This window comes from Pseudomonadota bacterium (assembly GCA_022361155.1).
Lineage (GTDB): Bacteria > Myxococcota_A > Polyangia > Polyangiales > JAKSBK01 > JAKSBK01.
This window is the reverse complement of record JAKSBK010000196.1, coordinates 1-19,901: the sequence shown is the minus strand read 5'-3', so window position 1 is coordinate 19,901 and position 19,901 is coordinate 1. Positions and strand designations below refer to the sequence as shown.

General features: G+C 64.0%; 19 protein-coding genes and 1 tRNA gene. 14 read left to right on the top strand and 6 right to left on the bottom strand.

Annotated features, from left to right (window positions below; translation table 11 throughout):
* Nucleotides 1-160: 160 nt before the first annotated feature.
* The 3 genes from MJD61_07230 to tdh form a co-directional block, all read right to left on the bottom strand.
* Nucleotides 161-1,399: a cytochrome-c peroxidase gene (locus tag MJD61_07230; protein MCG8555067.1), complete on the bottom strand. Its 1,239-nt coding sequence runs from the start codon at nucleotides 1,397-1,399 to the stop codon at nucleotides 161-163.
* 73 nt (nucleotides 1,400-1,472) lie between these two features.
* Entirely contained in the window at nucleotides 1,473-2,657 is a 1,185-nt protein-coding gene (gene kbl, locus MJD61_07225; GenBank protein ID MCG8555066.1) for a glycine C-acetyltransferase, read from the bottom strand.
* Between the two features lie 3 nt (nucleotides 2,658-2,660).
* Complete coding sequence (tdh, locus tag MJD61_07220) at nucleotides 2,661-3,692, bottom strand: L-threonine 3-dehydrogenase (GenBank protein ID MCG8555065.1); 1,032 nt, start codon at nucleotides 3,690-3,692, stop codon at nucleotides 2,661-2,663.
* Nucleotides 3,693-4,003: 311 nt separating this feature from the next.
* On the opposite strand from tdh, the gene MJD61_07215 reads away from it, so the two are divergent.
* The 4 genes from MJD61_07215 (at nucleotide 4,004) to MJD61_07200 (ending at nucleotide 6,584) form a co-directional block, all read left to right on the top strand.
* A complete protein-coding gene (locus MJD61_07215) occupies nucleotides 4,004-5,176 on the top strand; it encodes an aminotransferase class V-fold PLP-dependent enzyme (protein MCG8555064.1) in 1,173 nt (390 codons plus the stop codon).
* A gap of 62 nt (nucleotides 5,177-5,238) precedes the next feature.
* The gene (locus tag MJD61_07210) at nucleotides 5,239-5,805 is read left to right on the top strand and encodes a hypothetical protein (GenBank protein ID MCG8555063.1); all 567 of its coding nucleotides are present in this window, start codon (nucleotides 5,239-5,241) and stop codon (nucleotides 5,803-5,805) included.
* Between the two features lie 107 nt (nucleotides 5,806-5,912).
* Complete coding sequence (locus MJD61_07205; protein MCG8555062.1) at nucleotides 5,913-6,245, top strand: integration host factor subunit alpha; 333 nt, start codon at nucleotides 5,913-5,915, stop codon at nucleotides 6,243-6,245.
* 261 nt (nucleotides 6,246-6,506) lie between these two features.
* A tRNA-Pro gene (locus MJD61_07200) sits at nucleotides 6,507-6,584 on the top strand.
* A 28-nt stretch (nucleotides 6,585-6,612) separates the two neighbouring features.
* On the opposite strand, the gene MJD61_07195 is transcribed toward MJD61_07200, so the two are convergent.
* Complete coding sequence (locus MJD61_07195; protein MCG8555061.1) at nucleotides 6,613-6,837, bottom strand: hypothetical protein; 225 nt, start codon at nucleotides 6,835-6,837, stop codon at nucleotides 6,613-6,615.
* Here MJD61_07195 and MJD61_07190 point away from each other — a divergent pair.
* The 8 genes from MJD61_07190 to MJD61_07155 all read left to right on the top strand — a co-directional run bounded on the left by MJD61_07190 (nucleotide 6,836) and on the right by MJD61_07155 (nucleotide 17,145).
* A complete protein-coding gene (locus MJD61_07190; GenBank protein MCG8555060.1) occupies nucleotides 6,836-7,399 on the top strand; it encodes a hypothetical protein in 564 nt (187 codons plus the stop codon). The genes MJD61_07195 and MJD61_07190 overlap by 2 nt on opposite strands.
* Before the next feature lie 294 nt (nucleotides 7,400-7,693).
* Entirely contained in the window at nucleotides 7,694-8,857 is a 1,164-nt protein-coding gene (nuoE, locus tag MJD61_07185; protein MCG8555059.1) for an NADH-quinone oxidoreductase subunit NuoE, read from the top strand.
* Nucleotides 8,854-10,233, top strand: a complete 1,380-nt coding sequence (gene nuoF, locus MJD61_07180) for an NADH-quinone oxidoreductase subunit NuoF (protein ID MCG8555058.1) — start codon at nucleotides 8,854-8,856, stop codon at nucleotides 10,231-10,233. The genes nuoE and nuoF overlap by 4 nt, the downstream gene beginning before the upstream one ends.
* A complete protein-coding gene (locus MJD61_07175; GenBank protein MCG8555057.1) occupies nucleotides 10,230-10,841 on the top strand; it encodes an NADH-quinone oxidoreductase subunit J in 612 nt (203 codons plus the stop codon). The genes nuoF and MJD61_07175 overlap by 4 nt, the downstream gene beginning before the upstream one ends.
* A 67-nt stretch (nucleotides 10,842-10,908) precedes the next feature.
* Complete coding sequence (gene nuoK / locus MJD61_07170; protein ID MCG8555056.1) at nucleotides 10,909-11,217, top strand: NADH-quinone oxidoreductase subunit NuoK; 309 nt, start codon at nucleotides 10,909-10,911, stop codon at nucleotides 11,215-11,217.
* Between the two features lie 59 nt (nucleotides 11,218-11,276).
* Nucleotides 11,277-14,000, top strand: coding sequence for an NADH-quinone oxidoreductase subunit L (gene nuoL / locus MJD61_07165; protein ID MCG8555055.1), 2,724 nt, complete (start codon nucleotides 11,277-11,279; stop codon nucleotides 13,998-14,000).
* On the top strand, nucleotides 13,997-15,676 hold the full coding sequence (locus MJD61_07160) for an NADH-quinone oxidoreductase subunit M (GenBank protein ID MCG8555054.1): 1,680 nt from the start codon (nucleotides 13,997-13,999) through the stop codon (nucleotides 15,674-15,676). Before nuoL ends, MJD61_07160 begins: the two co-directional genes overlap by 4 nt.
* Nucleotides 15,673-17,145: an NADH-quinone oxidoreductase subunit N gene (locus tag MJD61_07155; GenBank protein ID MCG8555053.1), complete on the top strand. Its 1,473-nt coding sequence runs from the start codon at nucleotides 15,673-15,675 to the stop codon at nucleotides 17,143-17,145. The genes MJD61_07160 and MJD61_07155 overlap by 4 nt, the downstream gene beginning before the upstream one ends.
* A 128-nt stretch (nucleotides 17,146-17,273) precedes the next feature.
* Here MJD61_07155 and MJD61_07150 read toward each other — a convergent pair whose 3' ends face one another.
* On the bottom strand, nucleotides 17,274-17,987 hold the full coding sequence (locus tag MJD61_07150; protein MCG8555052.1) for a hypothetical protein: 714 nt from the start codon (nucleotides 17,985-17,987) through the stop codon (nucleotides 17,274-17,276).
* Between the two features lie 18 nt (nucleotides 17,988-18,005).
* A complete protein-coding gene (locus MJD61_07145; protein MCG8555051.1) occupies nucleotides 18,006-18,431 on the bottom strand; it encodes a helix-turn-helix transcriptional regulator in 426 nt (141 codons plus the stop codon).
* A gap of 737 nt (nucleotides 18,432-19,168) precedes the next feature.
* Here MJD61_07145 and MJD61_07140 point away from each other — a divergent pair.
* On the top strand, nucleotides 19,169-19,429 hold the full coding sequence (locus MJD61_07140; GenBank protein ID MCG8555050.1) for a hypothetical protein: 261 nt from the start codon (nucleotides 19,169-19,171) through the stop codon (nucleotides 19,427-19,429).
* Between the two features lie 205 nt (nucleotides 19,430-19,634).
* On the top strand, nucleotides 19,635-19,901 hold a 267-nt coding region (locus MJD61_07135), incomplete at its 3' end, for a hypothetical protein (GenBank protein ID MCG8555049.1).

The following is a 19,901-nucleotide window of genomic DNA, read 5'->3' as shown; positions in this document are numbered from 1 at the left end:
CGCGGTTCCGTCAGGGCCAGGGAGCGACCCTGACACGAGGATCAATAAACTGGCTGCACGTTTAGGGAAGCTCATGGCAGACCTTTCCCACACTTTCCTTCATCGGGGAAGTGGAGCCTGACCCGCGTTCGCGGACTGCAGCGCCTCCTTGGTGCGCGGACTACGTGGGATCTGGTTTCGGGGTCTTTGGACCGGAGGCGGGCATCTCGGGTTTGGCGATGTACTGCGAGGGTATCGTCCCCGTCAGGCTGTCGAGGAAGGCCACGATCGCTTGCACCTTGTCGTCGCCCTGCTTTCCGCCGGTGGATTGATACTCCGCCATGATGGCGACCGTCTCCTTTAATCCAGCAAGCGAGCCGTCGTGCAGGTACGGCGCGGTCTTGGCGATGTTGCGTAGGCTTGGAACCTTGAAGAAGTACTTCTCGCCCTCGTTTTTGGTGACGCGGTAGCGCCCCTCGTCCTCGCTGGGGTAGGGCTTGAGCAGGCCGAGCTTCTGGTACATGTTGCCGCCCAGGAGCGGCCCGCTGTGGCAGGTGATGCAGCCCACTTCCATGAAGGCGCGCAGCCCGTCCTGCTGGGCCGCGCTCAGCGCCTTTTCGTTTCCGTTCAGGTAGTCGTCGAAGGGTCCGGGGGTCATCAATTTGCGCTCGAACGCGCCGATCGCCAGCCCGATATTGTTGTAGTTGATGGGATCGGCGTCCTCAGGGAACGCCTCCTGGAACAGCTTGGCGTAGCCCGGTATCGACTTGAGCACGGCGATCACGGCCGCCTCGCTCGGCATGGCCATCTCCACCGGGTTCAGGATCGGCCCCTTGGCCTGCTCCTCGACATCCGCTGCACGGCCGTCCCAGAACTGCGCGAAGTGAAGCGCCGCGTTGTAGACCGTCGGCGAGTTGCGATCCCCGAGCTGCCCCTTGTGGCCTTTGGACGTCTTGCGCGCACCGGGGGGCTCGCGCACATCCACTCCGTAGCTGGTCAAGTCGTGGCAGCTGTTACAGGACAGATCGTGGTTCTTGGACAGCCGTTGTTCGTAGTACAGGATGCGCCCCAGGTTGATCTTGGCTTCGGTCAGCGCGTTGCTGGCGTGAACAGCCTCGGCTGGAAGAGGCTGAAACAGGGTCTTCGCCTGCTCGAGCAGCTTTTGCTCCTCGCTTTCGGGCTCGGCAGCAGTCGCCGCCGCGGCTGCCGGGGCGGGTTGTGTCTTGGCGGCTTCCTCTTTTTTGTCGCACGCCGCCGCGCCTAGTCCCAGGCCCAGGCAACCCACCCACAGCGAGACCCTGGGGAGCGTCTTCGAAATGCTCCCGTAGACTCGTGTGCTGCTCTCGAACGCCGCTGCGCATCCCAGCTTCCGGGGCTGCGGTTGGCGCCCAACACCGTTTCCATGGCTACCTTGCGTCATCGACTCCTCCGCTCTTGGTCGCACGCCGGCTGTGCGGAGCTCCATCGTACACCCGCTTCGATTCCCAAGGAACCTACAGCCCGAGCTCTCGCTTGACTTCTGCGAACTTCTCGATCGCCATGGTCAAGTCTTGCTCAGTGTGCAGCGCGGATAGCTGCACGCGAATTCGCGCCTTGCCTTTGGGCACGACCGGATACGAGAAACCGACTACGTATACTCCCTTGGCGAGCATGCGGGCGGCCATTTGCTGCGCCACGAGCGCGTCCCCCAGCATGATGGGCACGATGGGATGCTCGCCGGCGGTCACCTCGAACCCCTGGGCTGTCATCCCTTCGCGAAACAGCATCGTATTTCGCTCTAGCCGGTCCCGGAGCGCCGTGCTCGCACAAAGCATGTCGAGCACCTTGATGGACACGGAGCCGATGATGGGACAGAGCGTGTTGGAAAACAGATAGGGCCGTGAGCGTTGCCGCAGAAGCTCCACCACTTCGCGTGGCCCGCTCACGAATCCGCCGCTCGCTCCGCCGAGAGCCTTTCCAAGCGTGCTGCTGATGATGTCCACCCGGCCCATGACGTCGCGTAGCTCGTGGCTGCCGCGTCCCGTCTTGCCCATGAAGCCGGTGGCGTGGGAATCGTCCACCATGACCAGCGCATCGTAGCGATCCGCGAGATCACAGATCTCGGCCAGCTTGGCCACGTAGCCATCCATGGAAAACACCCCGTCCGTTGCGATCAGACGATAACGGGCGTCTTTCGCAGCGACCAGCTGGGCCTCTAGATCCTGCATGTCGCAGTTCTTGAAACGCAAGCGCCGGGCCTTGCAGAGCCGAATCCCGTCGATGATGCTGGCGTGATTGAGCTCGTCGCTGATGACGGCGTCTTCGGAGCCCAACAGCGTCTCGAACAGCCCGCCGTTGGCGTCAAAGCAGGAAGAATACAAGATCGTGTCCTCGCTGCCCACGAACTGGCTCAGACGCTGCTCGAGCTCCTTGTGCACGGCCTGTGTCCCGCAGATGAAGCGCACCGACGACATGCCGTAACCCCAACGATCGATCGCTGCGTGCGCCGCCTCCAAGACTTCGGGGTGATCAGCCAGCCCGAGGTAGTTGTTCGCACAAAGATTGAGCACTTCACGGCCTTCACCGATGCCGACACGGGACTTCTGGTGCGTTGTGATGGCGCGCTCGTCCTTTTGCAGGCCACTCGAGCGGATTTCATTCAACTGATCTTGAATGTGCCGGCGGATTGAAGAAAACACGGCCTAACCGTTCGCCCACTTGAGCACGACTTTTCCGGATTCCCCTGCACGCATAGCCTCGAACCCCTTTTCGAAATCCGTGAATCCGAAGCGATGCGTGATCACGGGCGCGATGTTGAGCCCGCTCTGCAACATCACGGTCATCTTGTACCAGGTTTCGAACATCTCGCGACCGTAGATGCCCTTGATGGTCAACATGTTGGAGACTACCCGGCTCCAGTCGATCGCCACGTCGTTATCGAACAGACCCAGCAGCGCGATCTTGCCGCCGTGGCACATGTTGGAGAGCATGTCGTTGAAAGCGCTCGGGTTGCCGCTCATCTCGAGCCCGACATCAAAGCCCTCCTTCATGTCCAGCTGCACCTGGATTTCCGCGATGGACGTCCTGTGTACATCAAGGGCCACAGTCGCCCCCATCTTCTTGGCGATCGAGAGACGGTCGGCGTTGACGTCGGTGATGACCACGTGGCGGGCGCCGGCGTGGCGCGCGACTGCGGCCGCCATTAGGCCGATGGGGCCGGCGCCCGTGATCAAGACGTCTTCACCGAGCACGTCGAACGACAGCGCCGTGTGCACCGCGTTTCCAAAGGGGTCGAAGATGGCCTCGACGTCCCGATCGAGATCGGCCGCGTGACGCCAGATGTTGGCTTGGGGCAGTGCCACGTATTGTGCGAAAGCGCCCGCCCGGTTGACGCCTATGCCTTGCGTCTTCTCACACAAGTGGCGTCGCCCGGCCATGCAGTTACGGCACTTGCCGCAGACCACGTGTCCCTCACCGCTGACCACGTCGCCTGGCTTGAGATCGGGGACGTTGCTGCCAACCTCGGCCACTTCGCCCACGAACTCGTGGCCGATCACCGTGGGCACCTGGATGGTCTTTTGCGCCCACCCGTCCCAATTATAGATGTGTAGGTCGGTGCCACAGATGCCCGTGCGAAGCACTTTGACCAGGACGTCGTCGATACCGATTTCCGGAATCGGCACGTCTTCGAGCCAAAGACCGATTTCGGGCTTGGACTTGACCAGTGCCTTCATGCTTTGCATCGGGCGCAGCCTAGTACAACGGTCCGGAAATTCGATCCGAATTTCCGGACCGTCGTCCCTGAATCGACAAGGAGCTCCACGCCTGCGCTGGTGTCCGACCCGAGTTGTGGAGCCGCTGTGAGGCGCTCCCCTCGAGCCCTGGGGCCGGCTACCTAGCCCGGACCAAACGTGTGATCCGTAGTTTCAGGCGGCCAGGACCCGGGTGTGCTCCACGGCCCATCTCCCCCTTGGTGCCCCCCCCGGTACCCCGGTGGCGCGCCTGAGCGCATGCCATTTCCGCTTGGGCCGGATAGGATCGGAACATGGCCATCGACATCGAACGAGTGCGCACCGAGACCCCGGGCTGCCGCGACGTAATACACTTCAACAATGCGGGTGCCGCGCTGATGCCGCAGCCCGTTGTGGCCGCTCAGGTTTCGCATCTGGAGCTCGAGGCCCGCATTGGAGGCTACGAAGCCGCTGAACGGGCAGGCAACAAGCTGCGCCGGACCTACCTGGCTGCGGCCAGGCTGCTAGGCTGCTCACCGGCGGAGATCGCGCTGGTAGAGAGCGCGACCGCGGCATGGGAAGCGGTCTTCTACGGAATAAAGTTCGGGACGGGCGACCGAATACTCACCAGCCAGGTCGAGTACGCGAGCAACTACATTGCCTATTTGCATGTTGCCCGTAACACCGGTGCCAGGGTCGAGGCCATTCCCTCGGATCGCCACGGACAGGTATCGCTGGACGCGCTGGCGGCGATGCTCGACCGCAACGTCAAGCTCGTGTCGATCACGCACGTGCCCACGAACGGCGGCCTGGTTAATCCGGCGGAGGCCATCGGTAGGCTCACGCGGGACTCGAGCGCTCTGTACCTGCTCGACGCCTGCCAGTCGGTTGGACAGATGCCAATCGATGTCGAGCGCATCGGCTGCGATTTCTTGTCGGCTACCGGCCGCAAGTACCTGCGCGGCCCCAGAGGCAGCGGCTTTCTTTATGTGCGTTCGAGCGCGTTGGAACGAATCGAGCCGCCACGGCTGGATCTACACTCGGCAAGCTGGGTAGCACCGGACCGCTACCGGCCGAGCCCGGCAGCGCAGCGCTTCGAGCGTTGGGAGCGTAACTGGGCGGCCACGATCGGTCTGGGTGCAGCCATCGACTATGCCCGCGACCTGGGGCTTGATGCGATCGAGTCCCGTGTAGTGCACCTGGCCGAGATGCTGCGAGACCGGCTTCGGGCACTTCCCGGGGTCGAGGTGCTTGATCTTGGCAGTCGCCGCTGTGGAATAGTCAGCTTTCGGGTTCGCGGTCAGCATGCCGGCTCGATCAAAGAGGCGCTCAGGGCGCGGCGCATCAACGTGTCGATCGCGACTCGTAGCTCGACGTTGCTCGACATGACCGATCGCGGGCTGCAGGAGTTGATTCGTGCCAGCGTTCACTACTACAACACCGAGCAGGAGCTCGAAGCGCTGTGTGAGTTTGTTGCCGGGCGCTAGCCGTTAATTTGGGACAGAGTGGGTTGCTTTCGGCTACAGTTCGCTGCGCAACAGGAGGTGCCATGCGAAAGGGTAAGCTTATCGGGCTGTCGTGCGTATTGATCTGTGCGGCGCTGTGCGCGATCGGCTGCGGGGGCGAGGACGCTATGGCTCCCGCTGGCGTGGGGGCGGCCGGGGGCATGGCTGCCGCGGGTACCGGCGCAGGCGGGGCTGGAACCGGCGGCGCCAGCGGCAGCGCCGCGGGTGCTGGGGGTTCGGCCGGCGGCGCGGGATCGGGAGGCGCGGGTGGAGGCGCTGCTCCTACCTGGACCCAGGTCTTTGCGGCGCTCGACAACGGAGACCAGCGGCGCTGCAGCAACGCCGGCTGCCACGGCAAGCCGACCATGGCTCCCAAGGGGTTGTCGTTCACCGACGCGACAACGGCCTACGAGGCGTTCGTCAACAAGATGGCGATGTGTGCGAACAAGGTATTGGTCACGCCATCGGACACAGCCAAGAGCTACCTGGTCGAAAAGCTCAAGCCCTCGCCAACCTGCGATGCAACCATGCCGTTGGGCATGACGGCTTTGGCTGCCAGCGACCTGAAGCAGCTGACCGACTGGATCGAAGCCGGCGCCATGAACAACTAGTCCGCTGGCGTCGTTGGGACCTCCTAGCATACGAGCTGCACAGCCCCGGCTCTTGAGGTTTCTTCGCGGGTGTGTTTGTATGCTAGAGCTGTATGAAGGAGGCCTTGGTGACGAAGGCTGAAATCGTCGACAGCATTTACGAGAAAATGGGTGGAGTCTCGAAAAAGGAATCATCCGAGCTCGTGGAAGCCGTATTCGACACGATGAAAGAGGTGCTGGCTGCGGGCGAGAAGATCAAGATTTCCGGCTTTGGCAATTTCGTGGTCCGGAACAAGAAGCAGCGGATTGGTCGCAATCCGCAGACGGGCGAGCCGATTCCAATCTGCGCTCGCCGCGTCCTGACCTTCAAGCCCAGTCAGGTCCTCAAGGGCATCCTCAATCCCCACAAGACCACGGGAGCCGGCGGCACTTCCAGAGCGAGCTCGGAGCCGCCACGCTAGTACCCTCCGCGTGTGCGTTCGATCCGGGTTTCTCCGCCGACCCCAGGAGGGGTGAGGGTCGGCGCCGAGACCCGGCCCCCACCGCGCATGCTCGCGCACCCTCTTGTCGATGCCGCGCTGCGCGCGGTCGTGCCCGCGGCCTACCCGGGCGAATCCCCGGATCGGACTCCCGGCCGCGAGCACTAGTGAGCCCCTGAAGGGCCCTTGCCTTGCGAGCGTCAGGGTGTATGGTGGCTGGGCCTTGGATCCGCCAGGGCCGGTCGGGGCGTAGCGCAGCCTGGTTAGCGCACTAGACTGGGGGTCTAGGGGTCGTTGGTTCGAATCCAATCGCCCCGACCATTGTCTCCTACTCCATATCCTCCCGGTGCTACTGTCGTCCCAGCAGGTATGTGCTGAGGGCGATCAGCAGCCCCGTCGCGTACACGCCGACACGGAGCATTATTAGGTTGCGCGCGGTAGGGCCCTCGGTCTTGAAGCCCCAGAGGTGGACCGTGCGGGAACGACGGTACTCGCGTACGTGCAGAGCTGTGGACCACAGGACGAAGACGAGCACGCCGATCAGAGCTAGGAGGAGCATTTGTGACTGGGACATGCCGTGTCCGATCCTGCGCAGTCTGCTCGCGTCGTCAAGCGACAGGCGCTGGACGGCAGTCGCATGGCCTCGTCTCGTACTGTCCTTGCTGCTGCTGGCCGCTGCCTGCTCGTGTCGATCGCGAGGCGAGATGGTGAGCGCATCGCTCGCGCGGCCGCACCTGCCTGCGTTCGTCCGCTTCGAGCGCTGGGTTCATCGTGCCCTGACCGCGGGCTTGGACTTTGATGGGCGCGGCTCGCTGAGCGAGGCGGTTTTTGCCCCTATCCGGCGTGACTGGACCGTGGCGGGCGCGTGGGTCGAGGCAGCACGACACCCCGGTCGGCCCCTCGCCCTAGTTGACAACTCGCGTCCACCGCAGAGCCTGCGGTGGCGGCGGCTCAAGGATCCCGGAGGCGGCGAGTTCGAGGTGGCGCGGATGCAAGGCTGCCCGACTCGGGAGCCGGGCTCGGGCCGAGCGCTGGCACCGGAGTGCGTTTTTGTGTCACGCGTTCTCCGCCCCTCGCAGGGCGAGCAGACCCGTGTCACGGTAGTGTTCCTCCCCGAGCATCCGGGTGATTCGTAGCGCTTTGGCCACCAACTTCGAGCCGCGCTGTCGATCCGCAACCGCCTTATCGATCCGCAACCGCCTTATCGATCCGCAACCGCCTTATCGATCCGCAACCGCCTCTTCGATGCCGCGGCCGGGGGCTTGTGACCGATGCGAGCTCGCCGGTTCTTGACAGACGGCCCTCCGCTCCCTAGCGTTGCGCCATATTGCCCCCGATTGTGGCCGGGTTGGTCTCCGGATATCGAGCCATCCAGTGAGCAATAGGCTGCCCATCCAGGAGCAGCGCGCATCATACCCGGCGAGCACGCCATGGCGTTCACGCTATCCGCCGAATCCGAACGAATCGTCGACGAGCTGCTGACTCGCTACCCCACCAAGCGCGCGGCTTGCATACCCGTGTTGCATCTTTGTCAGCGCCAGGAAGGTTGGGTAAGCCCCGACGTCAAGGCGTATGTATCGAAACGCTTGGCCATGGACCCCAGTGAAGTGCACGGCGTCGTGACGTTCTACACCATGTACCACCAAGAGCGGGTGGCGAGAAACGTGATCTGGGTCTGCCGGACGCTGTCGTGCGAGCTGCGCGGCGCGCGAGCCATCCAGAAGCATCTCGAGGCACGCCTGGGCTGCGGGTTGGGTGGGACCAGCAGCGATGGCAAGTTCACCCTTCTGGCCGCCGAATGCTTGGCAGCTTGCGGCCAGGCACCGATGATTCAGCTCAACGACGAGTATCACGAGAACCTCACCATCCAGAAGCTGGATGCGATCGTGGACAGAGTGGCAAGCCAGACCGGGTCGGCTCCCCACCCTTCGCTGGGAGTCCCTGGTGGGCGAGCGGCCGCCAGCAGGGCGCTCAGCTCACTGCCGCCGCGTCCCTCCACGCCGGGCGCTCGCATCGAGGCCGGTCGATCGCGGCCAGCTCCGAGGAGCGCGGCGCCCGTGTCGCCTGCTCCGCCGACGTCGGCGCGCACGACCCCCGTGGTCCCGGGCGCGTCCGACGACTTGACCAGGGGCTCCGAAGCCGCTGCTGCACGCGCCAGCAGCCCTGCCTACCGCAAGCCCACGCCGTCGCAGGTGCCGCCGGCTCGCAGCTCGCTGCCGGCGTCAAAACGGCCGGCCACCCGAGGTGCTGGGGCCGTTTCGCAGCGTCCTTCCGTGAGCAGGCCCGCGCGCAGATCCTCGCTGCCTGCAGGCGTTGGCAGCTCCACCCCGCCTCCTGCAGCGCTGCGCCGCTCGCTGCCGGCCAAGCCGGCGCAGGCCAAGCCCGATGCGGAGCAACCTGACTCCCGAAAGCCTGGCTCCCCCGAATCTGGGCCTCGCAGCTCGCAGCCCGATCCGCGTGCTGCTCAGCCGCGCGGGCAACGCGCAAGCCGCCGGCCACCGATTCCCTCTCCGCCGCCTCAGCAGCCCGACGAGTGGGACGAGGAAGAGCCCACACGTGTGCAAAAGCCACCTTCCGGCGATGGCGGGTCATGATCGAGTCACCCAAGCTACTCACCGCTCGCTACGACCTACCCAATGGCTGGACGCTAAGGGTGGCCGAGCAGCACGGCGCTTACAGCGTGGCGCGCCGCGCCCTCACCACGAGCGCTCCCGAGCAAATTCGCGCTGAGGTCAAGGACGCCTGCATCCGCGGACGCGGCGGCGCCGGGTTCCCGGCGGGTGTCAAGTGGGGCTTTCTGCGTCCTGAGCCGGGGCAGCGTGTCTACTTGGTGATCAACGCCGACGAGGGCGAGCCCGGCACGTTCAAGGACCGCACGATCATGGAGCGCGACCCTCACCTTCTGCTTGAAGGGTGCGTCATCTCCATGTACGCGCTCGGCTCGCACTGCTGCTACATCTACGTGCGCTGCGAGCTCGTAGAATCTATCGAGCGCCTTGAAGCCGCGATCCAGGAGGCGCATCTAAGAGGTTACCTCGGCAAGCGCCCCTTCGGTATCGATCATGAGCTGCAGATCTACGTCCATATCGGCGCCGGCGCGTATATTTGCGGTGAGGAAACCTCGCTGCTCAACTCCCTGGAGGGTCTGCGCGGAGAGCCTCGCTACAAGCCTCCCTTTCCGGCCGTAAAGGGGGCATTTGCGCAGCCCACCATCGTCAACAACGTCGAGACCATCGCGGCGGTCCCGGACGTCGTGCGGATGGGAGGCAAGCAATGGGCTGCGCTTAGCTCACTGCCGAACGACGGTGGCTCGCGTCTGTTCGGGGTCAGCGGACACGTCAAGACGCCAGGCATCTACGAGGCGTGTGTGGGCCTGACGTTGCGCGAGCTCATCTTCGACCTGGGCGGAGGCATGCTGCACGACGATCGCCCGCTCAAGGGTGTGATCCCCGGCGGCTCGTCAACGCCGGTCATGCGCGAGGAGGATCTCGTAGTCGCACCCGATCCAAAGCACCCCCTGCACCAGTGGCACGGCAAGAGCCACTTGGACGTGCCCATGGGTGTAGACACCTACCGGGCGCTCGGGAGCATGCTGGGCACCTGCTGTGCGATCGTTATGGACAGCTCGGTCGACATGGTCGACGTTGCCCGCAATCTCATGCACTTCTACAAACACGAGTCCTGCGGCCAGTGCACCCCGTGCCGCGAAGGCTGCGGCTGGCTGCTCGATGTGGTCGAGGGGTTGTGCCACGGGCGGGGTCGCGCCGAAGACGTCGATTTGCTCGTAGACATCGCCAACAACATGATGGGCAACACGATCTGCGCCTTCGCCGACGGCGCTGCCACGCCGCTGCTGAGCATTGTCCAACGATTCAGGGGCGAATTCGTAGCAGCTGTAAAGGCGGGCGGCATCGAGGCAACTCGACTAGGGTCATCGTCCGAAGCGCTCGTTACCGGGGGTCCAGCGTGAGCATCGCCGGTGGAGCCCTGTTCTTCTTCTCGGGCCTTATCGCGCTTCTGGCCGCGCTGGCAACCGTCGTTTTCAAGAACCCGATCCGCGCGGCCATGGGACTGCTTGCGCATATTCTGGCACTTGCCGGACTCTACCTCAGCCTGCACGCTCATCTGCTGGCCGCGCTGCAGCTGATCGTGTACGCAGGCGCCGTCGTCGTCCTGTTCGTGTTCGTAATCATGCTGATCGGCCCGACCCCGACCCCGGAACGCGATACGCGCGGGTTGATGAGCAAGACCCTGAGCCTGTGCTTGATGGTGATCCTCACCGCGTTGCTGGCGTTTTCACTGCTCGAGCATCGCCCTGCGCGCGTCGGCGTCGCGATCTGTCCACCCGCGGCCGGGGCCGACTGCAGCCAGTTCGGCGGCGTCGTCGCCGTCTCTCGGGAACTGTTCCAAAAGGCAATCGTGCCCTTCGAGCTCGTGTCGGTGCTGCTTCTCGTCGCGGTGGTTGGAGCGGTCGCGGTCGCGCGTGGCCGCTCGGGGGGCGAACGCAGAACCCGCCACGAGCGTGCCGCCCGGGGGCGCCGCCTTGAAGCCGAAGCTCCCACGCCCGGTGGTTCCTGATGCTCGGGTCCTGCAACTGCAACTCCCCACCCACTCGCCGGTGGCCCAACGAAGCGTAGGAGCGCGGATGGACATCAGCCTCGGCAACTACCTGGCACTGGCCTCGGTCATTTTTGGCATCGGCGCTTGCGGGTTTCTGACACGGCGCAACGTGCTCATCCAGCTCATGTCGATCGAGCTGATGCTCAATGCCGTCAATCTGTGCCTGGTGGCGTTCAACCGCTGGGCTCCGGCGGATCACGCCGGCCAGCTGTTTGCTTTTTTCGTGATCGCGGTGGCAGCGGCCGAGGCGGCCGTGGGTCTCGCCATCGTCATAGCGCTATTCCGGGTCAGCAAGACCGTGCGCACGGACCAGGTCGACGCACTGAGGCACTAATGGCGTCGGATCAACAAGACATGCGCGCGTCAAGGAATCGGGGCTGAGGCGCTACGAGTATGGAAACCATGGTCAGCGCCGGCTTGAATCTCGACCGAGCCCTGTTGTGGATCGTGTTGCTTCCCTTGTTGGGGGCCATCATCAATGGCACGACCGGGCGTCATGCCTCGCGGACTACGGTGCATACCGTGGGGGTGGGCTCGATCGCGGCCGCGTTCCTGCTGGCGCTCGTCAGCTTCCTGCGGCTCGTTGCTTTGCGCGGCGAGGCCTCTGCCGGCAACCCAGCGCTGATATACGACGTCTACGAGTGGTTTTCCCTGAGCTTTGGCGGCAGCGACGTACCGGTGCGCATCCGCTTTGCCATGGACGCGCTCAGCGGGGTCATGACGCTGGTAGTTACCGGCATTGGTTTGCTCATCCACGTCTACAGCACCGGCTACATGTCGGAGGAACCTTCCTACGCGCGGTTCTTTTCCTACTTGAATCTGTTCATGGCCTCGATGCTCATCCTGGTCCTCGGCAGCAATCTGCCGCTGATGTTCGTAGGCTGGGAGGGCGTGGGCCTGTGCAGCTACCTTCTGATCGGTTTCTGGTGGCACAACCCCGACTACGCCGATGCGGGTCGCAAGGCTTTTGTGGCAAACCGCATTGGCGACTTCGGTGTGCTCGTCGCGATGCTGCTGTTGGTGGCGGCCACCCACTCCTTTGAGTTCAGCGAGATCAATGCAGCCAAGGGTGCGCTTTCGGAGCCGGCGAGCTTTGGACTGGAGCCTCTGGGCGTGAGCGTGGCGACCGCTGCGGCGCTGTTTCTCTTCCTGGGCTGCACCGGCAAGAGCGCTCAGATACCGCTTTTTGTTTGGCTCCCTGATGCCATGGCCGGCCCCACACCGGTTTCGGCCTTGATTCACGCTGCCACCATGGTCACCGCGGGCGTCTATCTGATTTGCCGTATGTCGCCGGTGTTCGCCATGGCGCCCGAGGCCATGGCGGTGGTGGCTATCGTCGGAGCCCTGACAGCGTTTCTGGCAGCCACGATCGGCTGCGTCCAGAACCAGATCAAGCGGGTGCTCGCTTATTCCACCGTCAGCCAGCTGGGCTTCATGGTGGCCGCAACGGGCGTTGGGGCCTTTTCGGCGGGCTTCTTTCACGTTTTCACGCACGCGTTCTTCAAGGCGTGCCTGTTTCTGGGGGCCGGTTCGGTGATGCATGCTGTCGGCGCGCACGGCGACGCCGACATCCGTGAGCTGGGAGGGCTGCGCAGGTACATGCCCACCACCCGCTGGACGTTTTTGGTCAGCTGCATGGCCATTGCGGGCTTCCCCTTGACCAGCGGCTTCTTCTCCAAGGACGAAATCCTGCTCGGGGCGATCAGCACCGGCTCCTATTTTTCGTTTGCGCCCCAGCTCGGTTGGATCGTTTTCGGGGTGTTGGCCGCCGCTGCGGCCATGACCGCGTTCTACATGTTTCGCCTCTATTTCATGTGCTTCTCTGGCGAGTACCGAGGCGCTGGTTCATCCGAACCGCACGCATCCGAACCGCACGCATCCGAACCGCATGCGCATGAGCCGGGTGCGCACGGCGACGCGAGCCACGACGCTGGACACGCCGAGCCCCACGAGTCGCCCGCCGCGATGACCGTGCCGCTGGTCGTGCTGGGTCTCGGTGCGCTCTTTGTGGGACTGCTGGGCGCGCACTTGTTTCACATCACGCTTTGGGGCGACTGGCTTGCACCGTCGCTCGGCACGATCCACGAGCCGGGCTCGCATGGCGGCCATTCGATCAGCAACGCACCCTGGATCGCGATGGCTGGCGGCACGGCAGCATTCGTCGTGGGCTTCGGACTGGCCTTTTTGTGCTACTTCGTGGCGCAGGGCAGGCCCGCTGCCGTACTCGCGCGCTTGCTGCCCGGGTTGCATCGTTTGCTCATGGACAAGTGGCGCGTCGATGAGCTGTACGAGGTAAGCGTGTTGTGGGCCAATAGGCAGCTCGCCGCCCTCTCAGCCACCCTCGACAAGGTCTTCGTTGATTGGCTGCTGACTCGTCTCACCGCTTGGACCGTTCAGGCCGCGGGTTTCGTAATGACTCGCCTTCAAACGGGCCTGGTGCACATGTATGGGGCCGTCATGGTCGCGGGCATGGCTGCCGTGGCCTGGTGGCTCGTCATGCCGCATGCCGACCTCGATGGCACGCAAGACGGGGACCAAATCAAGCTCGTGGCAGGCAGCGGCCTCGGCTACGAGTACCGCTTCGATTTTGATTCCGACGGGCATTTTGATACCGGGTGGAGTCGCGTGCCCGAAGCAACGCATCGCTACGAAAAAGGGGAGCGCTTCGATGGAATCGTGGTTCGGTTTCTGGGGACGGGCATCCGGGGACTGCGTGAGATCACCTTGGAGCCGGGACAGGTCTTTTACGTGCCTATCAGTCGGCTCGGCGACTGGCGCCGGCCCGAGGGGGATGGCACGCCGCCGTATCTCGTGGCCGAGGACGGCGGCCTCGCGATTCGACCCAACGGTGCGCGCGTGATTGGCTACGAAGGGCCGCTGGCCGAGCCCTTTCGTCTGGAGCACGGCGAGTCCGTCAGGCTCGGGGACGCGATGTTGACTGCCGTGGGTGTGATCCGGTCGACCGTTGCGGTGCGCAACGCGTTCGGCTACCAGGCGACCACGCATGCCGACGTGCAGCTGGCCGAGGGGGTCGCGGGCGTGCGCACAGCCCGGGCTCGCCCCCCTGGAACGGGCCACGCCGCCCTGGCGCGACCCCTGCAGGGAGGCGTCCTATGACCGAGTATCTGTTGTCGGTGCTCATCGGACTGCCCTTCTTGAGTGCGCTGGTGGTCTTGTTCATGCCCCGGCAGTCGGTGGCAACCATCCGCCGCTTTACCGTGGCCGCGATGCTGCTGGAGTTCCTGCTTTCCCTGTGGCTTCTCGGGGGCGACTACACGACGGCTCGGTTCCAGTTCGTCGAAAAGCACCTCCTCGTCGAGCACTTCGGCATCTCGTACCACCTCGGGGTCGACGGCATCTCGCTGTGGCTCGTGTTGCTGACGACGCTTTCCACGCTCATCGCCACCCATGCTTCGTGGACCGCCATCGACACCAAGATAAAGGAGTATGCGCTTTCGTTTCTGCTGCTCGAGGCAGGAATGCTCGGCGCGTTCCTCGCCCTGGACCTGTTCCTGTTCTACGTGTTCTGGGAACTGATGCTGGTGCCGATGTATCTGATTATCGGCGTTTGGGGCGGTCCGGAGAGGGTCTACGCCGCGGTCAAGTTCTTCCTGTATACCATGGTCGGCAGCTTGCTGATGCTGGTCGCTGTGCTGTACCTCGTGGCGCAGTACCGAGAGCTCTCCGGTTCCTACAGTTTCGATTGGGTCGAGCTGAACCGGGTCATGCTGCCCTTCAGCGCACAGGTCTGGCTCTTCTTGGCGTTCGCCTTGGCGTTTGCCATCAAGGTTCCGATGTTTCCGTTTCACACCTGGCTTCCGGACGCCCATGTGCAGGCTCCCACCGGGGGCTCGGTGATTCTGGCGGCGGTGCTTCTGAAGCTCGGCGGCTATGGCTTCTTGCGCTTTGCGATGCCGTTGTTTCCGCTTGCCAGCCACCATCTGGGCCCCACCTTGGCGTTGCTGGCCGTGATCGGAATCATCTACGGGGCATGGTGTGCGTGGGCCCAGCAGGACATCAAGAAGCTGGTCGCCTACAGCTCCGTGAGTCACCTGGGCTTCGTCATGCTCGGCATCTTCAGCATCACGCAGCATGGCGTATCGGGCGCGATTTTGCAGATGGTCAGTCACGGGATTTCCACGGGCGCGCTCTTCCTTTTGGTGGGTGTGATCTACGAGAGACGCCACACCCGGGACCTCGGCGAGTTTGGCGGGCTCGCGCAGGTGATGCCTTCGTATTGCCTCGTGTTCGTCATCGTCACCATGAGCTCTGTGGGCTTGCCCGGAACCAACGGCTTTGTAGGCGAATTCATGATCCTGTCGGGCTCGTTCGTCTCCGAGCTGCTGCGCCCGCACAACCGAGTCTTCACCTTGTTTGCGGCGACCGGCGTGATTCTCGCGGCGATCTACATGCTGCATGCGGTCCTGAAGGTCTTCTGGGGTCCGCTCGACAAGGATCAAAACAGGAATCTGGCGGATCTCAGCACGCGCGAATGGCTGGCGCTCTCACCCATGGTGGTGTTGATTTTCTGGATAGGTGTCTTTCCCAACATGTTCCTGAAGAGCATGGAGCCCTCGGTGGACGAGTTCATGGCCAGCTACCGCGCCAAGCTGATGGCGGGTGGGCCGCGAGGACCCGGACGCGGGCAACTCCTGCCCGAGCGCGCGGTCGCCTTCAAGACGGCGATCCAGCAACCGGCGCTCGCGGCTGACCACGCACGGGCGGTCCGCCCGGAACCGGTAGGTCCTCTAGCGAGTGCCGCGGCGGGCACCAAGGTAGGCCGCCACCCATGAGTCTGTGGATTGCGATCTCACCGCTGCTGTGCGTGTTGGCCGGCGGCTGCGCCATGATGCTCGTGGACGCGTTTACCAAGGAGCGCGCCGAGCTGGCGACGCTCACAGCCGTGATCCTGGTGGCTGCGGGTGGTCTCGCGGGCGCGGTGTGGCATGGCGGACCGCCCGACCCCTTGCCTTGGCCGATCGCTCCCTATCTTGCGGTGGATGGTCTCGCCCAGTTCTTCAACATCACGGTCTGCGCCGGCGGAGCGCTTTCCGCCCTCTTGGCTGGAGGCTACCTGCGCGAGCATGGGCTCGAACGCGGCGAGTTCTACACCATCATGCTGTTCAGCGCGTTTGGCGCCATGGTGGTCGTTGCGGCCACGGATCTGCTTTCGGTCTTCCTCGGTCTCGAGACCATGTCGCTCGGTGTCTATTGCCTCGTAGGCTTCCGGCGTACGAGCCCGCGCGCAGCCGAGGGCGCCATCAAGTACTTTCTCCTGGGGTCGTTTGCGGCGGCCATCCTGCTTTTTGGTTCCGCGCTGCTCTATGGAGCCACCGGTCACACCGATCTCGCGGGCATCGCACAGCAGGTAAGCACCGGGCAAGCGGACATGCGCCTGACCATCCTGGCGCTGCTGTTGCTCGTGGTGGGTCTGGGGTTCAAGGTCAGCGCGGTTCCCTTCCACATGTGGACACCCGACGCGTACGAGGGTGCGGTCACCCCCGCGACCACGTTCATGTCGGTCGCGGTCAAGGCGGCCGCGTTCGGCGTAATGGTTCGCGTGCTGCTCACCTGCTTTGCGGACCCGCTGTCGCTCAGCATGGCCGCGGGCTGGCCGCCGCTGTTGGCCGGCCTGGCTGTGGTGACGATGATCTACGGAAACCTCGCCGCCGTCGTCCAGAGCAGCGTCAAGCGGATGTTGGCGTACTCCTCGATCGCCCATGCCGGCTACGTTCTGGTCGGCTTGGTAGCCGTATTTCGAGTTGGGGATTTGGCAACTTCGGCGGTGCTCTACTACCTGATGGCGTACACCGTCTCCAACGTGCTGGGCTTCGGTTCCCTGATAGCCATGGGCTCCAAGGGTAAGGAGGCCGTGAGCTACGAGGATCTCGCCGGAGCCGGCCGGCGTCATCCGCTCGCCGCGCTGCCCTTCGTGATCGCGATGCTATCGCTCATGGGCTTTCCGCCGACGGCGGGATTCTTCGGGAAGTACTTTGTCTTCAACGCTGCGGTTCAGGCCGGCGGGGGTCTGGTTTGGCTGGCGATCATCGGCGTGCTGACCAGCGCGATAGGGGCCTACTACTACCTGCGTGTGATCGTCTTCATGTTCATGAAGGAGCCCGAGCCAGGAGCTCCGGTGGCCGTACCCATGAAGTCAGGCTACGTTGCAGCCGCGTTGCTGGTCTCGGGCTATTTCGTGATCAAGATGGGCGTGACGCCGAGCAACTATGTGTCGCTGGCTCTGGCAGCGGTCGCGGCCTAGCTACGTTCCTGCCGGCCGCACCCACCGCACCCGCCGTGGCGTACTCAAGCCTCAAGGCGGGGCAGGTCGCCGGCCGGCGTCAGGGGAACTTCAGGCTAAGGAGGCGCGGCGCCATTCGTTCAGCGAGGTCAGGTACCGCCGGACCTCGAGGCCAGGCGGCGGAAGAGGAGCACGTGGCTGAGCAGCGCGGTCTGCACGAGGACCGCGGGCAGCCAGATGAAGGGGAAGTGGGCGACCCATACGTTGGGCGGTTCGTTCATGAACACGCGCAGCGGGGTGGGCATGGACGCGATCGCGATCACCAGTACATTGACCAGCAGGCCGAGACCGATCCAGTTGAAGCTCTTGGCCACGCCTGGCGCAAGCCGGTTGCGCCAGGCGAGCGTGCCGCAAACCACGGCAAGGACTCCGGTCACGATGTCGAAGTTGAGGCCGGAGAAGCTCATTTGTACTGGCATGATGCCTTCGGTGTGCGCGCGGTGCATGACGAGCTCCAGCGGCAGTCGGAAGACATGGATGCCGACCAGGAACCACAAGGGCAGCCGAGTTGCTAGCTTTGCGCCGTACCGGGATCGCCCCAGGCCGACGGTGGCGGCCATCATCGCCAAGAACAACATCGGCGCTTTGGGCGGCATAGAGAAATCCTGCAGCACGCGCGACAGCCCCAGCCCGCCGGTCAGCAGCAGCCAGCCACCAAGAAACAGGGCTGCCCGCAGTGTCGCCTGCCGCTTGCCCACGGCGTCTGTCTCCGCGCTACGCGCGCCGCAAACCAGCGCAACCACCACTACCAAGACCACGGCCACAAAGCTCACGAACAACAAAGGCGATGGGTCGGGAAGCACACAGAGCTCCGCTAGCGATCACGTGGTTGGTTCGTCCTTGGCCTGCGCCAGCAGCTCGCGCAGGTAGCCCTCGCGATCGTGCCCGAGTCGTTCCTGGAGCTCCTTGGGCACTGCGGTCTCCGGGTCGAAGCGTGCGCTCCAGCGGATGATTTCGACCATCAGGGGCGCGAGCGCGAGGCCCTTATCCGTGAGCGAGTACAAGACCTGGCGGCCGTTGTTCGGATCCGGCCGCCGATTCACGACCCCTTTGGCTTCGAGCTTCCGCAGCCGGTCCGCTAGGATGTTGGTCGCGATCCCCTCGCCCGCTTGCAGCAGTTCCGCGAAGCGGACACGCTGGAAGAACAGCAGATCCCGCACGACCAGCAGCGTCCAGCGGTCCCCGAACACATCGAGTGCATAGTCTAGCGGGCAGGCCGAGCGTCGGCCTTTGGAGGTGGGTGGCACGTGGCCTCAGCATAGCCGATTCCAAGCGCACGGGAGACAAAATGCTTGCAAAATGAAATCTGTTGGGCTAAACGGTTGCAAATAACAAGTGTTTTGGCCAAGTCCGCTTGCGAGGCGGGCTTGGCAAGCAAGGAGCAGGTGCCAAATGAAACTCTATACCGTCGTGGGATCCCCCAACTGCCGCCGCGTGCATGCGGTCCAGAGGCCAACGCCGGCGTGGTTGGTTTCGGTGCGGGAAAGAGTAACGCTGGGCGTATCCATCCCGGCAAGGGCATCTGGCGGTGGGCGCCGGAAGCTACATCGCGGACATCCTCCCCCGTCTCGACTCCTGGCCGCATCGACGGCTCGACGAGCTGCTTCCCCACCGATGGCCTGCGCTCATCGAGCAGGGTGCCCAGTAGAGCCCCGCAACTCGGCCCAAGGCCTGCCTCCGTACACGGCGTTCCCTCCATAGCTACCGTGTACATCGAACCCCGGCGCCGACGCTAGATGCGCTCCAGGGGATGCTTGCGGCTGCTGCGCTCTGCCTGCTCGGAGAGTCCGCTGGCCGGCGGTAGGCGACGCCCGTAAGCTGCTTGCGTGAATTCGCTGGCGAGATTCGCCACCGGCATGGCGGTCCTCGGTTTCGATTGCTTGAGGAGCGATCGTAGCCCGCAGAATGCTGACGCCTTCCCGCAAAGACGCGCCGCGCGACCGCTCATAGGCACTTGCCTCAATTCCGAAGTATACTGGTGATCATGGCACAGCCAGCGGAAAAGACGACAATCCAGGACGCGCTGGAGGCGTTGCGCAGGGATCCGAGGAGACCCGTACTCGTCCGCATAAACGACATGGCTGTCGAGTTGCGCGCTGTCAAGGAACACAAGGACGAGACACCATTGGGCGATTTTCTCGCCTCTGGTGGAGGGTGGCGTGGTGAATCGGCTGAAGACATTCTTGAGGTCCTGCGCGAAAGCAGGAAGTCTGGCGGCAGCAAGGTTCCGCCTTCCGGGTTGTGAACTGGCTTCTCGATACGAACGCGATCATTCACGCGCTGAACGGCGTTGAGTCGGTTCAGCGGCGCCTGAACTGGGTTACGCCGGACGACCAGATCTCAACCAGCATCCTCGTGCGCGCCGAGCTCATGTACGGCGCATACAGATCGGCCAGGCGGGACGACAACATCCGGAACATCCGAGACAAGCTGACTCGCATTCACGTGCTTTGCGGGCGCAGCTGTTCAGGTTGTGGGACGCGTGTGCCGAGGACGAAGTGGGTCAGGGCGCTCGCGCCGAGATCGAGCGCTTTGTGCGGGAGCGCCTGCCCCGCGGTGGTGCGCTCGCGTATGTGCCCGCGGAGCTGATGTCCCTGAACGCACGCCGAGCCAGCCAGTCGGAGTGCCGTCCCTACTCTCACGCGATTCGGCGGGAGGGCTCTCTCCTAGGACGCTCGGCAGAAGTGACCCACCGGCGTTCACGAGAAGTGAGCCCC

Coding starts and splice junctions, on each gene's coding strand:
- MJD61_07230 (MCG8555067.1), bottom strand. CDS start 1,399: ATGACGCAAGGTAGCCATGGAAACGGTGTTGGGCGCCAACCGCAGCCC.
- tdh (MCG8555065.1), bottom strand. CDS start 3,692: ATGAAGGCACTGGTCAAGTCCAAGCCCGAAATCGGTCTTTGGCTCGAA.
- MJD61_07215 (MCG8555064.1), top strand. CDS start 4,004: ATGGCCATCGACATCGAACGAGTGCGCACCGAGACCCCGGGCTGCCGC.
- MJD61_07210 (MCG8555063.1), top strand. CDS start 5,239: ATGCGAAAGGGTAAGCTTATCGGGCTGTCGTGCGTATTGATCTGTGCG.
- MJD61_07190 (MCG8555060.1), top strand. CDS start 6,836: ATGCCGTGTCCGATCCTGCGCAGTCTGCTCGCGTCGTCAAGCGACAGG.
- MJD61_07195 (MCG8555061.1), bottom strand. CDS start 6,837: ATGTCCCAGTCACAAATGCTCCTCCTAGCTCTGATCGGCGTGCTCGTC.
- nuoE (MCG8555059.1), top strand. CDS start 7,694: ATGGCGTTCACGCTATCCGCCGAATCCGAACGAATCGTCGACGAGCTG.
- nuoF (MCG8555058.1), top strand. CDS start 8,854: ATGATCGAGTCACCCAAGCTACTCACCGCTCGCTACGACCTACCCAAT.
- nuoK (MCG8555056.1), top strand. CDS start 10,909: ATGGACATCAGCCTCGGCAACTACCTGGCACTGGCCTCGGTCATTTTT.
- nuoL (MCG8555055.1), top strand. CDS start 11,277: ATGGAAACCATGGTCAGCGCCGGCTTGAATCTCGACCGAGCCCTGTTG.
- MJD61_07160 (MCG8555054.1), top strand. CDS start 13,997: ATGACCGAGTATCTGTTGTCGGTGCTCATCGGACTGCCCTTCTTGAGT.
- MJD61_07155 (MCG8555053.1), top strand. CDS start 15,673: ATGAGTCTGTGGATTGCGATCTCACCGCTGCTGTGCGTGTTGGCCGGC.
- MJD61_07140 (MCG8555050.1), top strand. CDS start 19,169: ATGGCACAGCCAGCGGAAAAGACGACAATCCAGGACGCGCTGGAGGCG.